Here is a 16,131-nt window from a genome sequence, read left to right as displayed (position 1 = left end):
TATAATGGATAAGATTTATATTGTTGGTCATAAAAACCCAGATACAGATTCAGTTTGCTCTGCAATTGCTTTAGCTCGTTTAAAAGAACTTACCGGCGCTGAAAATTGTGTTCCTGCTACAGCAGGTAAAATCAATAAAGAGACCGAGTTTGTTCTCAACTATTATGGAGTTGCAGTTCCTGAAGTTTTAGGGTCTGTTGAAGCTAAACAAAAACTTATCCTTGTAGACCACAATGAATATGGTCAAGCTGTTGCAGGTGCAGATCAAGCTCAGCTTGTACAAATCGTTGACCACCACAAAGTTGGCGGATTCCAAACCGCTGAGCCTCTTTATGTACGGATCGAACCTGTTGGCTCCACCTGCTCCATTGTTGCTCAAGCTTTCAAGGAAAAAGGTTTAGTGCCTGAAAAAGCTATCGCTGGTATCTTACTGTCTGCGATTCTTTCCGATACGGTTATTTTTAAATCCCCGACCTGCACTGAGTCGGATAAAGTTATTGCTGCTGAACTGGCAGCTATTGCCGGCGTTGATCCTAAAACTTTTGGTGTTGAAATGTTCAAAGCCGGTTCCAATATCGCTGAGCGTACCCCGCAAAGCATGATTGAAGAAGACTTTAAAGCCTTCACCATGGGATCCAACAAGATTGGTGTCGGTCAAGTCAGCTTGATGGGTATGGATGGATTTGAAGACGTGCGGGCAAACTTAAATAAAGGACTTGAAGACTATCGTGTTGCTCAAGGCCTGCGTTATATCTGCTTAATGGTTACTGATATTTTAAGTGACTATACCGAATTGATCGTTAAAGGGGATAAGCCGGAAGAAGTCGCTAAAGCTTTCGGTAAAGAACTCGTGAATGGCAGCGTTGAGCTTCCTGGTGTTCTGTCCCGTAAAAAACAAGTTGTTCCGCCAATGACAACTTATTTTTCAGCAAACTAGTGAACTCGTTCAGCTAAAGCTGAACTTCGGGGCTTCAGATGGGGACTCTACCCCACCTGAAGTTTACGAAGGACCTACCCCCACTTATAGAAGTGGGGGCCTTAAAAATAGGATAAATATAAAGCAACATAAGGAGACGGGAGGAAATTTTGGTGCAGGATGAATTCGAGCGTATGAGATGGCTGAGGGAAGAGATAGAGGCTGCGAATAAGCAGTACTACCTGCTGGATCAACCCACCATGACTGATGCGGACTATGATGCCCTCATGCGCGAATTGCTGAGCCTAGAAGCGAAACATCCGGACTGGGTTACTCCCGATTCTCCAACTATACGAGTCGGGGGAGAGGTTGCCAAAGAGTACTCTAAAGTACGTCATTTGGAACCTCTCCTTAGTTTAGATAATGCCTTTTCCGCAGAAGACCTGAGGGAGTTTGACCGCAGGGTGCGTCAAGTGACATCGTCTGTTGACTATGTGGTGGAACTTAAGATTGATGGTTTAACTGTTGCTCTTACCTACGAGAACGGTCTGCTGGCGGTGGGGGCAACTCGCGGTGATGGTGAAGTGGGTGAGGATATTACCGCCAATGTTAAGACGGTTAAATCTATCCCCTTGCGCTTAAAGGACGAGGTGCCAGGGCTAAGCGTCCGGGGAGAAGGATATATGCCTAAGGCCTCTTTTGCCCGTCTGAATCAGGAACGGGAGGAGGAAGGGCTGTCAACGTTCGCTAATCCCCGTAATGCTGCTGCTGGATCTCTGCGCCAATTAAACTCCAAAATAACGGCTCAGCGGAAGCTGGACTATTTTGCCTATCAGGTGTTAGGAGCAAATGAGCTGGGCTTACATAACCAAAGGGAAGTCCTTGCGTTTTTAAAAGAACAAGGGTTTGTTGTTAATCCGGAATATAAAATTTTTCAGACCATCGAAGAAGTTATTGCTTATTGTGAAAAAATGTCCTCGGAACGTCACGGGTTCTCTTATGATATCGATGGACTTGTTATTAAAGTGAATGACTTTGCCGTTCAACAAGAATTGGGCTTTACGGCCAAAAGTCCCCGTTGGGCAATTGCTTATAAATTTCCTGCGGAACAAGTAGAAACGGTGGTCGAAGATATTCTCATTCGTGTCGGCCGAACGGGAGTTTTAACGCCTACGGCAGTCCTGAGACCTGTTTTAGTTGCTGGTTCTACGGTAAGCCGGGCGACTCTTCATAATCTCGACAACATTCGCCAGAAAGATATTCGCATCGGTGATCATGTTCTGCTGCAAAAGGCCGGTGATGTTATCCCTGAAGTCGTAAGGATGCTGCCGGAGAAACGAACGGGAGAAGAAAGGATCTTTGCCATGCCGGACTATTGTCCGGAATGTCAGAGCCCTGTCCGCCAAGATGAAGGTGAAGTAGCCTATCGCTGTCAAAGTATCACCTGTCCGGCAAGGCAACGGGAGGGAATTATTCACTTCGTCTCTCGTGATGCCATGGCCATCGATGGTCTGGGGCCTGCGGTGATTCAACAGCTGCTCGATGCCAATCTGATATCCGATGCGGCAGATCTATATTCCTTAACCTTCGAAGAGCTCATCCTGCTTGAGCGGATGGGCAAGAAATCGGCCGAAAACCTCTTAAAGGCCATTCAGGAAAGCAAGACCAGGGGCTTGGGACCTTTGCTTTTCGCCCTGGGAATTCGTCATACGGGAGAAAAGGCAGGCAAAGTTCTGGCTCAGAGATTCGGGTCAATGGAGCAGCTTATGCATGCGTCTTTGGAGGAATTACAAGAAATCCCTGACATCGGTCCGACTATGGCAGAAAACCTCGTTTATTTTTTTAGTTTGGAGAGTACAAAGCTCTTTATTGAAAAATTGAGCCGGGCCGGAGTTGACATGACGGCTGAAATGGCATCAAAACCGCAAATTTTTGCCGGCAAAAGTATCGTTGTCACGGGTTCTTTAGAACGCTGGGACCGACGGGAGATTGAAAAAGTTATTGAAGATCATGGCGGTAATAAGTATACTTTCTTAAACAAAAGTCATGAGCTGTGTTATTGTTGAGATAATATAGAGAATAAGGGTATTAGAGACTTTTGTTTAATACTAGGTGGTAGTAAACAAAATAAACAAAATATATACCTTATTAATGGTGACTTTTGTTTAAAATAGAGAAATGGAGAAAGTATACTATGCTAAAAACGATTGAAAGATATTACGAATTAGTGACTCTTGTTACAAAATATAATAAGCAATATCACGAAGAAAATGGTTCTGATATTTCAGACTATGAATTTGATATGTTGAACAAGGAACTTAAGGAGATTGAAGCCGAACATCCAGAATGGATTGTGGCTGATACACCTACAAAGAAGGTTGGCGGTAAAGTTAAGCGTCAAGCTGGAGTGACTGTTACTCACAGAGTGCCGATGCTATCTATACAGGATGTGTTCACTTATGAAGAAGTCCTTGAATGGGTAAGAAAAGTCAAAAAGGTACATCCAGATGCTCTATTCGCTGTTGAACGTAAGATTGATGGATTATCAATGACACTTCGTTATGAGAATGGCAAGCTGACGCTTGCTGAAACACGTGGAGATGGCTTTGTAGGTGAAGATGTTACCCTGAACAGCATTGTTATTCCAGATATTTTACAGGAAATCGATGTTCCAGGATATCTTGAAATCAGAGGCGAAGTTTATATGAGCCATGATGATTTTGAAAGATATAACGAAAAGCAAGAGAAACTTGGTAAGCCGCTTGCGGCCAATCCAAGAAACCTATCGGTGGGAACGTTAAGACAGTTAGACCCTGATATAACTAAAGAACGTCGCCTAAAAATGTTTGTATTCAACGTACAGGACGGTTCAGATGATTTCACGGCTAATCATACAAAAGGCTTAGATTTATTGGCTTCTAAGGGCGTAAAGGTTGTATATCACAAACTTTGTTCCACAGAAGATGAAGTCATAAAGGAAATCGTAAATATCGGTGAATCTAGAGGCTTTCTTGATTATGATATTGATGGAGCTGTAGTGAAACTGGAACAGACGGTTTACAGAGCAGATTTTCCCGCAGGAAGTAAGTATTCTCCAGGTCATATAGCTTACAAGTATCCTCCAGAGGAAAAAGAGACGGAGCTTATTGGTGTTGATGTTGCTGTTGGACGCACTGGTAAGATTACTGTTACTGGTGTTTTAAAGCCTGTTAGATTATGTGGGACTACCGTACAAAGAGTAACACTTCACAACCAAGATTTCATTGATGAAAAACAGGTAGGTATAGGTGGTTCATATTTGATTTATAAATCTGGAGAAATCATCCCTGCATTAAAAGAAGTGGTAAAACCGCCTAAGATAGTCTATAAGATTCCAGACGAATGCCCAGTATGCAAACAAGCAGTAGTTCGAGAAGAAGGTATGTCCGATACTAAGTGTGTAAATCCTTCTTGCCCTGCTACGTTGGTACGTTCAATTTCATTTTTTACTAGCAGGAATGCTATGGATATTAAGGCTTTAGGAGAAACATATGTCCAGACATTAGTCGATAAAGGTTATCTTCATAACTATGCTGATATCTACCATTTAAAAGAGTATCGTAATGAATTGGTAGAAAAGGGTCTTATCGGAAAAGATAAAAATACTGATAAAATTCTTCAGGCAATCGAAAGTTCCAAGGCTAATGACCCTGTGAAGTTACTTACAGGTTTAGGAATCAATAATGTTGGTAAATCTACAGCTAAAGAGATTATGAGACATTATTCCAGTATTCGAGTACTTTCAAAAGCAACCGTTGAAGAGCTGACAACTGTTCAAGATGTTGGAGAAATTACAGCAAAGTCTATTGTTAATTTCTTTGCAAATCCTATAAATGAAGCAATTATTAATGACTTAATTGAATCTGGAGTAAACATGGAAGTACATACAGATTTTAATACAAAGAATGCATTAGATGGGAAATCCTTCTGTATTACAGGTACACTTTCTACTATAGGAAGAAAAGAAGCTGAGGCTCTTATAGAAAAGAATGGCGGCCGTATTACAGGAATATCAAAAAAATTGGATTATCTAATCGTAGGTGAAAACGCAGGCTCTAAACTGGAAAAAGCAAAAGTTCTAGGATTAACAATTATCTCAGAAGATGAATTCAAGGAAATGCTTAGATGATATTTCTCAAATATTTGGAGTCGGTTATTATATTATAAATCTAATCAATAAGAGATTAAGTTTTATTAGCTGAAAAGAAAAGATAATATAGGTTTTAGGCTTAAAATCAGCAGATTTATAGTATCTGCTGATTTTTTATTTGGGGAATTAAGTTTCTATAAGCGTATCTATGAAGGCTTCATTTGCTTTTACTGGAGAAAATGCTGGAAGTAAACTCGTAAAAGCCAGACATTCGAAATCGAAATAATAAATACTCCGTTCGTGTGATAAAGCTGTTTCTCGGTGAGCTAGAAAAGTTAGAATAATTATCTAGGATGAATTATAGTCTAAGTGGTATAATTATTGAGGAATAATTTTACATTATTGAATTACAGATAAGAGGGATAGAATGAATGAAAATCTAAGAAAAATAAGCGAAGCTATCGATAATAATAAATTAGTTATATTTGTCGGGGCAGGGGTTTCGGCAAATTCTGGATTACCTGATTGGAAAAAACTTATAGAGGAATATCGAGATGCTTTAGAAATGGATAAAAGCCATAAAATATCATCTGATGAATATTTGAAAATTCCTCAATATTATTTTAACATGCGAGGATTTAAAGACTATTACGATATTATTTTTAAAGTATTCAACAAAAACTACGAACCTAATAAAATACATGAGTTGATTTTCAGATTATCTCCTCAACATATTATTACAACAAATTATGATAATTTATTAGAACAAGAAATGGAGAAGCAAGGGCTTCTATATGATGTTGTTTCTGAAGATAAAGATTTGCCATATACGCCTAATGGGAAATTGTTGATAAAGATGCATGGAGATTTAGAAAAAAAGAATATCGTATTAAAAGAAGAAGATTATTTATCATACGAAAAAAACTTTAGACTCATAGAAACTTTTATTAAATCTTTATTTGTAAATCATACTGTACTCTTTGTGGGTTATTCTTTAGGGGACTATGATTTGAAACTCATTATTAATAGTGTTAAAGATATTTTAGGTATGCACTTTCAAAAGGGCTATATAATAAACTCAAGTGATAATTCGAAAAATCAGTATGAAGAAAATTATTATTACAATATGGGATTTAATATAATTGATATAAAGTCAATTCCATCTGATTATGAAGCTGATGGTTGCGGGATTAGAAGTACTCACGGTAAAAACCTTACGAAAATATTAAGTTATTTACAAAATTGTAATGATGAACCAACTGAAGTTTTAGAATTATACTACAAAAAGATGCAGATATTTAAAGACTTAAATTTTATTCAGTCTAATGATTTATTTAGCAGATTGGAATGTGATTATATTAGTAGCAATTATGATGGAACTTTTCAGATTAGTGGAAATAAAGTCAAAGAATTCGTTCAAAAACTTAAAGATATTGATTGTTCTTTGAAAGAAAAGGAGAAAAAAGATATAATTCAAAAAGAAATGTTCGAATATATATCAAAGACGTTCTTGAAAGGTAACATAAATAAAATATCGCTATTCAGTTTACCTCTAGAAAAGAATATTACTGAAGAACTGTCATATACATTTAGGAAAACTTATAAAGAGGAAAATGAAATCTTAATTAATGTTCTCAGAATGGATTATCGAAATCTGAATTTAATTGCACAGCAAAATTTTAAAACATATAATATCCATAATAATAAATATTTTAATAGTTTGTTTAAGTTTTATTGTAATTATCTTACTGGAAGATATATGACAGCTTTTAAAATGTTGAAAGAAATATCGCGAGATTCATATAAAGACAGGGATTACTTAGCTTGTTATATTAGCGAATATAATAAAAGCAATATAATTAAAATCCTAAAAAGAGTAAAAAATAATTCTCTTTATCCTTTTATCCCAAATAATTTAGGCGAAACAGTATTCATTGAAGAGCTAGAAATGTTAATAAAAGAATATGAAAGTTCAACTTTAAATATGGATATAGTATATTCCGCATTATCTAAAAAGGAAAGACAAAGCATAGGTAATATGCAATCATTAAAGTTTGATAACAATTTTATATTTGAGCGACTGAACAAAGCGAAAGAACTTAGAGAACAAGCAACAAAGGATACGCAGACTTTATTTGCTGGAAATCCTAATTCAACATCGGTAAATAAATTTATTCAAGAAGCTAAAGAATTTTGGCTTCTTACCCATACGAACTATCTGGCCATAACACACTATAGAGAAATTGAAGATTATTTTAAGAATTATATTTACTCATTATTAAGCACATACACAGAAAATAAACCAGACCCCCAGAATGATAGTTTTTTCCAAGGTATTGGCTTTAATATAGAGGAACATCAGTTTGATTTAATCGATATTAATATTATAATAACATTTATTAAGCCAGAAGTATTATTGGAGTATATTAGGGAGTTTGATATAAACCATATTCGGTACGATAAGGAAATTAATATAATAGAAATTTTAAGAAATATTACAGCTAGTTATAAAGACCTAGAATATAATACTTATTTGAGAGAATTTTTAAACACTTATTTAATTTTTATAGCCCATTTAGATTTAAAGGAAAATGAAATAAAAAATGTAATTCCAGCTTTAAGTGAAATACTACTTACTAGACCAATAAACAGTAAGACTTATTCTTATATTAATTATTTTATATATAACCAGATTAAATTGAGCAGTAATAACTTAAAGTATACTTTTGATATTGCAATTAGGCATTTAGTAAGCATGTTTATTAAAAAAACTCTTGATTTTAATTTTAATAATTCTGAGAGTGGATTTGAGTTAGAATCTTTAACGCAGGAAAATTACATTGATTTATTATTGCGGAACCTGAAAATTAAAATAAACATTATTAAAGATGACAAATTATTCAGCAATTTTATAAATAATATTAAAAACTGCTCTCATCATTCGCGTAAATATACACTTATCATAAAGATGTTAATTCCAATATATAAAGCCGTTAATGCAAACCAGAAAAGGGAAATATCCGATTTGATAAATTATGAATTAAATAATGATTTTGATTTCAATATCTATATTACATCGTGTATAAATGATATTATATTACCTAATTCAATATTTGAAGAAAAAATATGGGAGGTAATTGAGCAAGAGATAAATAAAAAAAATCAATCAATAAAGGCTTTTCCAGACCCTTTAGAATCAAAACTATTGAATGTCTCGAACTTACTATTTTCTCAAAAAATTTTAGAAACAGGCAAATGCAAATTATTCAAAGGATATTGTAATATATTTGATTTATTAATAGATATTAATGAATTTGATTATAAGAAAAAGTTTGATTTAAATTGGTTAATTACGCTTAATCCTAAAATATTGGAGAATATTTCGAGAATACCGAAAGCAAGGGGCCAGATTAGAAATAAAGCTATATCATCTTTAATTAATAAGTCACTAAGTAAAGAGCAAATAAGAAATTTCTTCAAATATTTTAGTTAATAATGGGTAATACACCTTAAAAGAATGATGGTCGTAATACAGGAGTATCAAAAATTTCGATTAACCAATGTTGGTAAAGACGCTAGACGGGAGTCGGCAAAAATAATCTATTGGTTACAGAACAAAATCGGCAGATTTATAGTATCTGCTGATTTTGTATATTTAGCTTATAGCAACAATGAGTAAGTTATTAGGTCTTTAGACGTCTATTAATATTCAAAGCTAAATCCATATACTCTTTGGCTACTTTATGGTTTTTGTTGAGAACAGTAGTTGGTACTCCGTATAGACCCTCCTCTTCAAAGATTACAGACTTATTTATGTAAGGTTCAAGAACTTCAATTTTTTTATCAATAGCATACTCGACAGAATTCCTAAGTAATTCTTTATCTAGTTTAGTCAAGGGTTTTTTTGAAACAAACGAACCCAAAATTGTTATATTGGAACTAAACTTCTTATTAAGTGTATATACAGAGTTCACTGCACTTTCTAGTCCAATTTTTGATGTACAACTACTATTTATAGGTATTAAAACAAAGTCTGATGCGGCCAAGCCACAATCATCAATGAAAGTCGGGCGAGCTGGAAGGTCAATAAAAATATAGTCATAATACTCTTTTATTGATTCAAGAGCTTCTTTAAGTATATTGCTAGCTTCATTATGATAATTAATATATTTGTTTGAATTGAGATACCATGAGCATCCTAAAAAGTCAAATCCAAACCTTGTACTAACGATAGCTTTTTCAATATTTAATTCTTTTCTCAAAACATTATCAATAGTTTTATCGCTACGAAAATTCACCAAAGTGCCTACATGATTTTTTAAATTTGGTTGACTAGAAAAATCTATTGCCAGCACCTTATATCCCAGACTTGCGAAAACTGGTGAAATATTTGCTACTGTTGTAGTTCTTCCGACACCTCCACAATGTGAAGAAATTGATATTGTTGGCATGATAAACCCTCCAATACTAAAAATAATTTATAATTAAAGTCGATATGGATTTATGTGACTTATAGTCCGTTGATATATAGTCATCATTCCGAATAGACTAAATTATCGGAGTGATGATATTGGATATTAGAGTTGTAGTTGGAGAAAAAGTTAAAACACTTAGAAAAATCCGTAATTTGACACAGGAAGAATTAGCACACTGTTCTAATCTTGACAGAACATATATTAATAGCGTGGAGAATGGGAGAAGAAACATCTCGATTGTTAATCTAGAAAAAATAACAAAAGCATTAAATATAAGTCTGAAAGATTTCTTTAATTGAATGTAGATTATAAGTCACTATTTATTATAAACCAGTAATATGCGCAATACTAGATATTATGGAAAAAATAACCATTAACAAGAACGGAATAAAATACTCCGTTCTTTTCTGCAGTATCAAAAAGCAGTAGTTATTGAAACGCAATTAATAAGAAAAACGCGTTAAGAGACCGAAGTTTCTCTGTAACGCGTTTCTTGATGTAGTGCTTTAGTAATTGGTTTCTTAATTAAATCTAAATCACATGTTGAAACTAATATATAAATATTTTAAGCATACTTTTCCATAAACTTTTTAAGGTCGTCAGTCTCATCAAAAACTATAGACTCTCCTAGTGCTTCAAAATGTTTATGCCCACATGCAATTTTTGCACTTTCTGTTGGGCGAAGCGATTCGAATAAAATATTTGCCTTAGTTTCAATCACGAAGTATAACTTCTTTTCTCCTTCAACCTCAATTAAAACTGCCCAATCTGGATTATATGAGCCGAGGGGTGTAGGAATCTTAAACCAATCGGGTAATTTAGCATAAAGCTTTACATTATCGTTCGCTTCTAAACTACGTGCAAACCTTTCTTCATTATCACTATCGTAAACAACACACTCATAAACTGACTTTTCGGACGGAAACATGTTGCGTTCTAGATAACCCGTTAATTCCTTTGTATCAAATAACTCCTGAGCATAAAATTCGGTATCTCCAAGTTTAGTATATTTGATTCCATCTATAATCATCAATCTCATGTTGGACGTTATAATCCTTGCTATATCTTCCATATAGCGTTGAGGATTCTTCTTGAATAGGTCAAGAGTTTTGCTCTTGATAAGAATTTCAACAATAGTCTTTCTAGTAAGATTTGTTTTGTTCTGTAAATATGTGATGATATCAGGAAGGGTTTCTTTAATTCCTGAAGCCATCACAGTTATATGTGCAGTTTCTATAGCATCAACTCCACCTGCGGTTACACAAACCTTAGCTTTAGAATAAATAAGCTTAGCAGAAGCTATATTAAGAGTTCGTATCATTTCATCACAACATTTCTCAATAAGAGCATCGCTGTCGAAATCAACGGCATATGTCGTTTTAAATTTGATACGCTCCCAGAGTTCCTTAAAGTCGGGACTGATATAAACATTCTTATTAAGCGAAATTGTTCTTTTATCATTCGCAGGCTTGATATTGAGATTACCACTAATTTTCTTGCAAAGTGCAATAATGGCAGACTTGCTGTTGGCAACTTCAGTAGGGACTTCTATAGTATTTTCCTTCAAAGCCTTTTTAAGGCTATCCTGAACTTGTCCCTTATCATCTATATATCCCTTACGTTCAAATGCCTTGTAAATAAGCTCTGACTTCTCTATGCCAAGATAATTGTATGTGCCATCTGATTGCTTCACAGAGATATTAGCAAAGGTATGTGTTTCCAACACACCAAAACGAATACCCTCTTCAGATTCATATTCTTTTTGTAATTTAGTCGCAAATTCATCATAGCTTTCATTTGCCATGACGGTAAGTGTATTTATGGTAAATCCATGCTGGCGTTCACCATCTTGATTAACACAAAGTCGAAGCCCTCGACCAATTTCCTGACGCTTTTTGACTTCGCTTCTAGTTTCGTTAAGCGTACAAATTTGGAATACATTCGGGTTATCCCAACCTTCACGGAGAGCAGAATGCGAAAAAATAAAACGAAGTTTTGTGTCGAAGGAGAGTAAACTCTCCTTGTCTTTCATAATAAGGTTATAAGCATCCTCATCTGCGGCCGTCGTTCCATTCGTGTCTTTTAATACACCTTTTTTATCTGCTGAGAAATAGCCATTATGAACATCCTCTACAACGGTTTCAACATCAATATCTTTAAATAAATTATGGTATTTCGGACGCTGAATAAGCTCACGATAGTTTTTCTCGAACAATTGAGCGTAAATGCCCTTTTGAGGCTTTCCATCCTTGTCGTAGTAACGATAATTGGCTACACGGTCAATGAAGAAAAGACTCAGCACTTTAATACCTTTGGGGTTCAATATGAGTTCCTTGTTTAAGTGTTCTTCAATCGTCTTTCTTATCTGTTGTTCTTTAATGGCAAGGTCATCAATATCGCCTACAGCTTCACCCATACGAAGAACTTCAGGCTTGCTTGTAAAGCTGACATATTCATTACCTTTTTCACAGTAGATTTCATCCACAATATATCCTTCATATATTTCACGATAACCTGATAATTTTTCTGAAAGGTCATCACCCTGCTTTACGGTTACAGTCTTTCTTGTTACTTTACCTTTGTTATTGACATCAATTTCAACCTTAGCCCTAATTGGCGATTTCTTGTTATCAACCGACTTAAGAAGCATATATGGGTTATTGTGATTATCGATGGATGCAAAGCTTGCAACCTCAATTTGCTTTACCAACTCCATATCAAAACTATCCACTGCGTCCAGCTTATAGATAAGATTGTGCTTGTCCACATGAGTTGCAGAATAGCGGAGTGTACAAAGGGGATTTAGGGAAGCAATAGCTTCCTTGGACTTAGGAGTTGTATCGACCGACTGAGGTTCATCAATAATAACGATAGGATTTGTTTCTTTAATCAGCTCAATGGGCTTCATACCATTCAGTTTATCATTGCTACGATGAATAATATTTGCCTTATTTTCCAGTTCAGGGTTATCGAAACTTTTACGAAATGCATCAATGTTAATAACCATAATGGAAATATGGCCATTTACGGCAAAACTACGAACCTGTTCCAGTTTGCTACTATCATATACGAAATAGTCATATACAGTATTGTCATAAAGAGTGGAAAAGTGCTCCTTGGTAATTTGTAATGATTTATAAACACCTTCTTTAATTGCGATGCTCGGTACAACAATAATAAATTTCGAAAAGCCATAAGCCTTGTTTAACTCAAGGATACTTCTTAAATAAACATAGGTTTTACCTGTACCTGTTTCCATTTCAATATCGAAGTCATACTTTCCTTTTGAAAGTGACTTAGTCTGAGCAAGGCCATTACGAAGCTGAACTTCTTGAAGATTAAGCAATATATCTTCTTCATCCAATTCAAGCTTATTTCCAATACCATGTTCTGATTCAAACCATCCCATCTGACCCGCATATTCTGAAACGGTAAAGTTTGCCTGTTTTGGTGTTTGTCCATGAAAAAGGTTAACAACAGAGGCAATAGCTTGCTCTTGATATTGTAAGTTGGCATCAAATTGCAGTTTCATATTATAGCTATTCCTCCTTTACACCGTTGTAAATGCGTCTTCCTCAAGACCTGCACATTTTAAAATTTCTTTGACATTTGTTTTAACGCTATCGCTTGCAAACCCATTATCTTTGAATACGACCTTCCATGTTTCAGGCTGTACTTCATTTTTTATTATGACCATACCATTTGCGACATCGGTTGTGATATCATCGTCCAAGCATATCATTAATGCACCGAAGCCAATAGAATAAATCTTTTTGCCAGCGATTGTTGTTTCTTCAATAGGATATGTGAGGTCGAGTCCCATCTTGAGCATAATTTCATAGACCACATCTTCTTCTGTACGGTCGTCCACATAATTACTAACTATATCCAGAAGTGAAAGTTCTAGATTATCATAATCAGGGTTCCACTTTTTAAGATTGGAATAATCTAATTTAAAAACTTTAAACCCTATATCCAGTTCATCTGCCATCAACCCCGCTTCCCCTTTGAGTTTATCACCAGCACGGCGGATGCGTTCTTTGCCTATTTCACAAATGTTTTTATATCCTGCTTTATAAGCTTCATCTTTTTCATCAACAAGTTCTGGTAACTGTACCATGATAAACCTACGCTTACCAAAATCTTCGTTATTTAGTTGCATTATCGCATGAGCGGTAGAGGCTGAACCTGAGAAAAAATCAAGAACTATATCATCATCTTTTGTTGATATTTTTAGTATTCTATTGATTGTACCTAATGGTTTGGGTCTTGGAAAAACTGTTTTATCAAAATTTAAATCAATAAATTGTTCTGTTCCCCGCTCACTATTAACATCCTTAAAATTCCACACAGTAGTGGGCTTTACTTTTAAATCATCTGACAAATAATCTTTTTCTACTATTGTCCATTTGTTCTTTATTGCCATGTAGTTAGGAGTTAGATATTCTATTCTTTCCTTGGCCGTTTCAATACCTAATCTCCATCTACCATAGCTCCCATCATCTCTCGTTGGGAAAATCTTAATATATCCTTCGGGGGCATCTTCATCATAAGTTGGATAGAAGTCACCAGTATTCTCGTTAAACATGAAATAGTAAAACATTTTAGGTCTATCTTCTCTTTTATCACTATCTCCCGTTTTTCTCAAATCAATATGGCGGTACTTTTTACCATTATTGTCTACCTTATTATATCTTTTCAGAACATTTTCTTCTGGTTCAAATCCACCAATGCGTGTATCATATTTTTTATACACGAGTATATATTCATGAGCAGTAGCAAAGTATTTATCATCGGAACGTCCTTTTGGATTATTAATATTTGATATGCATGCCAGAAAATTATCTTCTCCAAACACCTCATTACAAATTTTCTTAAGATTATCCACTTCATTATCATCGATGCTAATGAATATTACCCCGTTATCAGTAAGTAAGTTTCTTGCGAGTCTTATACGTGGGTACATCATATTAAGCCAATTTGTATGATACCTTCCATTTGACTCGCTATTGGTTGTTATATAATTACCACTTTCATCTTTTTGACCAGTAATCTTTTTATAATTCTCGATACTGTCTGTAAAATTGTCGGTATATACAAAATCTCCTCCAGTGTTATATGGGGGGTCAATATATATCATTTTTATTTTGTTATAGTAGGTTTTCTGAAGAAGTTTTAATACTTCAAGGTTGTCGCCTTCTATGTAAAGATTCTGGGTCGTATCCCAATCCTTGCTTTCTTCTTTACAAGGACGCAGTGTACCCATAGAAGGAGTTTGTGATAATCTCAGTGCCTTACCTTTACCATTCCAGCTAAAATTGTATCTTTCTTTTTCATCATCCAAATATTCTCCAAGAACTTGTTTCAGTTTGTCAAAATTAATCTTTCCTTCCGAAAATACATCAGGGAAAATAGACTTGAGCTTCTTAATATTTTCAAAGGCAACATCAGGGGTTTTACCATTTAATTCAGTCATCGTAATACTCCTTATACATTAGTTATTTAGAAGCTAGTTAATTCAATACATTAACATTAATTATTCCCAATCATTTCCTGTTTCTTTTTCTCCAAGTTCTTGATTCTGATATTAAATTCCATTTTTCGGTTAAACAGCGTTTCCTTCTTCAAACTTGCTCGCATTGAAGCAATTTGACTATCTATCACTGCAATTTGCTCTAATAGTTCTTTAGCTTCCTGACCTGAAATTTCTTTATCTTGACCTGCAAGTCTCTTAGCATTAAATACATAGATTGCATCCACCATATCGGAATACATTGCAAAATAATTACTGTGTCGCATATTCTTTAAGTTTAGATTATCCCAAAGGGTGCTCGACTCATCAATCCAGTCAGTTTGTGTAAACTCTTCTAAAGTAATTTTGGAACTGTCAGCAAGGCTAAATTTTTGGTGGGCTACCCATATTTGATATTTTTTATCATATCGAAAAAACAGCAACATCGGGTACGGAATTGTCCGCATGATAATCTCAGCAATACGGCGTAGGCTTTTTTCTGCTAACAAAGCAACTTCAATTATTTCAATTTCAAGATACTCTCGCTCATCATCTTTGTAGCTTGGAACATTGAGCTTTTCTAAGTTAAGGCAGTATTGCCAAGTAACTTTATCAATAACATCTGTAAACAGTTCTTTATCCGATGAAGATAATGAAGCGTTCTCATAAAAGAGCTTCTTAAAAATTGTCTTATCAATTTTACAATCAATAGGAATATTCAATTTCTTATAAAGCTCCATTTTAACCACTCCCTTTATCTCAAAACTAGAAATGTCACTAATTCAAAATCTTCAATTCCATCAAACAATGATTTCTGAAGGGTTGTTCCGCCACGACTGAACAGACTTGATACACCAATCTCTTGCTTCTTGCCAATTAGTTCTTCGATAGCAGTTTCCAACAAATTAGAATAATGTTTCATATTGTGGCCGTCATCAGTTTCGTGGTTAAACTGACTAACCAGTTCTGTAAGGTATTGATTTATACTGAAACCTGACCCCACTCTTTCATTGAATATTGACCCCCTCACAATAAAAAGATATCCTTTCTCAGTCAGTAGCAATTACATAGAGAAAGGATATCTGGGAGGAGAATGAAA

9 protein-coding genes and 1 pseudogene are annotated in these 16,131 nt (G+C 35.0%); 5 read left to right on the top strand and 5 right to left on the bottom strand.

What is annotated here, in order from left to right:
• Window position 1: 1 nt before the first annotated feature.
• From B5771_RS04610 to B5771_RS04595, 4 genes and pseudogenes are all read left to right on the top strand, one after another.
• Window positions 2-937 (top strand): putative manganese-dependent inorganic diphosphatase, encoded by a 936-nt coding sequence (locus B5771_RS04610; protein ID WP_088186498.1) that lies wholly within the window; start codon window positions 2-4, stop codon window positions 935-937.
• A 152-nt stretch (window positions 938-1,089) separates the two neighbouring features.
• Window positions 1,090-2,958, top strand: a pseudogene (gene ligA / locus B5771_RS04605) (NAD-dependent DNA ligase LigA); the annotation flags it as partial.
• A gap of 152 nt (window positions 2,959-3,110) precedes the next feature.
• On the top strand, window positions 3,111-5,084 hold the full coding sequence (ligA, locus tag B5771_RS04600) for an NAD-dependent DNA ligase LigA (protein WP_088186497.1): 1,974 nt from the start codon (window positions 3,111-3,113) through the stop codon (window positions 5,082-5,084).
• Between the two features lie 388 nt (window positions 5,085-5,472).
• Entirely contained in the window at window positions 5,473-8,538 is a 3,066-nt protein-coding gene (locus tag B5771_RS04595) for an SIR2 family protein (protein ID WP_088186496.1), read from the top strand.
• A gap of 190 nt (window positions 8,539-8,728) precedes the next feature.
• Here the strand turns inward: B5771_RS04595 and B5771_RS04590 are convergent, their stop codons facing one another.
• On the bottom strand, window positions 8,729-9,496 hold the full coding sequence (locus B5771_RS04590; protein ID WP_088186495.1) for a ParA family protein: 768 nt from the start codon (window positions 9,494-9,496) through the stop codon (window positions 8,729-8,731).
• Between the two features lie 113 nt (window positions 9,497-9,609).
• Here B5771_RS04590 and B5771_RS04585 point away from each other — a divergent pair, with 113 nt between their 5' ends.
• Complete coding sequence (locus tag B5771_RS04585; protein ID WP_088186494.1) at window positions 9,610-9,819, top strand: helix-turn-helix transcriptional regulator; 210 nt, start codon at window positions 9,610-9,612, stop codon at window positions 9,817-9,819.
• Between the two features lie 266 nt (window positions 9,820-10,085).
• Here B5771_RS04585 and B5771_RS04580 read toward each other — a convergent pair whose 3' ends face one another.
• From B5771_RS04580 to B5771_RS04565, 4 genes are read right to left on the bottom strand one after another with little or no spacing between them, the layout of a single operon-like run.
• On the bottom strand, window positions 10,086-13,052 hold the full coding sequence (locus B5771_RS04580; protein ID WP_088186493.1) for a DEAD/DEAH box helicase family protein: 2,967 nt from the start codon (window positions 13,050-13,052) through the stop codon (window positions 10,086-10,088).
• 18 nt (window positions 13,053-13,070) lie between these two features.
• Entirely contained in the window at window positions 13,071-14,996 is a 1,926-nt protein-coding gene (locus B5771_RS04575; RefSeq protein ID WP_088186492.1) for a site-specific DNA-methyltransferase, read from the bottom strand.
• 56 nt (window positions 14,997-15,052) lie between these two features.
• Window positions 15,053-15,772 (bottom strand): DUF4391 domain-containing protein, encoded by a 720-nt coding sequence (locus B5771_RS04570; protein WP_088186491.1) that lies wholly within the window; start codon window positions 15,770-15,772, stop codon window positions 15,053-15,055.
• A gap of 14 nt (window positions 15,773-15,786) precedes the next feature.
• A complete protein-coding gene (locus B5771_RS04565; RefSeq protein ID WP_242966733.1) occupies window positions 15,787-16,062 on the bottom strand; it encodes a hypothetical protein in 276 nt (91 codons plus the stop codon).
• Window positions 16,063-16,131 lie beyond the last annotated feature (69 nt).

The organism is Desulfosporosinus sp. FKA, from assembly GCF_002196785.1.
In the GTDB taxonomy this organism is placed as follows: Bacteria; Bacillota; Desulfitobacteriia; order Desulfitobacteriales; family Desulfitobacteriaceae; genus Desulfosporosinus; species Desulfosporosinus acididurans.
Note: the sequence above shows the minus strand (reverse complement) of the source record. Positions and strands in the feature narration are given on the sequence as shown.

Bases quoted from the DNA above. Each gene is read 5' to 3' on its own strand.
- ligA (WP_088186497.1), top strand. From the start codon at position 3,111: ATGCTAAAAACGATTGAAAGATATTACGAATTAGTGACTCTTGTTACA.
- B5771_RS04595 (WP_088186496.1), top strand. From the start codon at position 5,473: ATGAATGAAAATCTAAGAAAAATAAGCGAAGCTATCGATAATAATAAA.
- B5771_RS04590 (WP_088186495.1), bottom strand. From the start codon at position 9,496: ATGCCAACAATATCAATTTCTTCACATTGTGGAGGTGTCGGAAGAACT.
- B5771_RS04585 (WP_088186494.1), top strand. From the start codon at position 9,610: ATGATATTGGATATTAGAGTTGTAGTTGGAGAAAAAGTTAAAACACTT.
- B5771_RS04580 (WP_088186493.1), bottom strand. From the start codon at position 13,052: ATGAAACTGCAATTTGATGCCAACTTACAATATCAAGAGCAAGCTATT.
- B5771_RS04575 (WP_088186492.1), bottom strand. From the start codon at position 14,996: ATGACTGAATTAAATGGTAAAACCCCTGATGTTGCCTTTGAAAATATT.
- B5771_RS04570 (WP_088186491.1), bottom strand. From the start codon at position 15,772: ATGGAGCTTTATAAGAAATTGAATATTCCTATTGATTGTAAAATTGAT.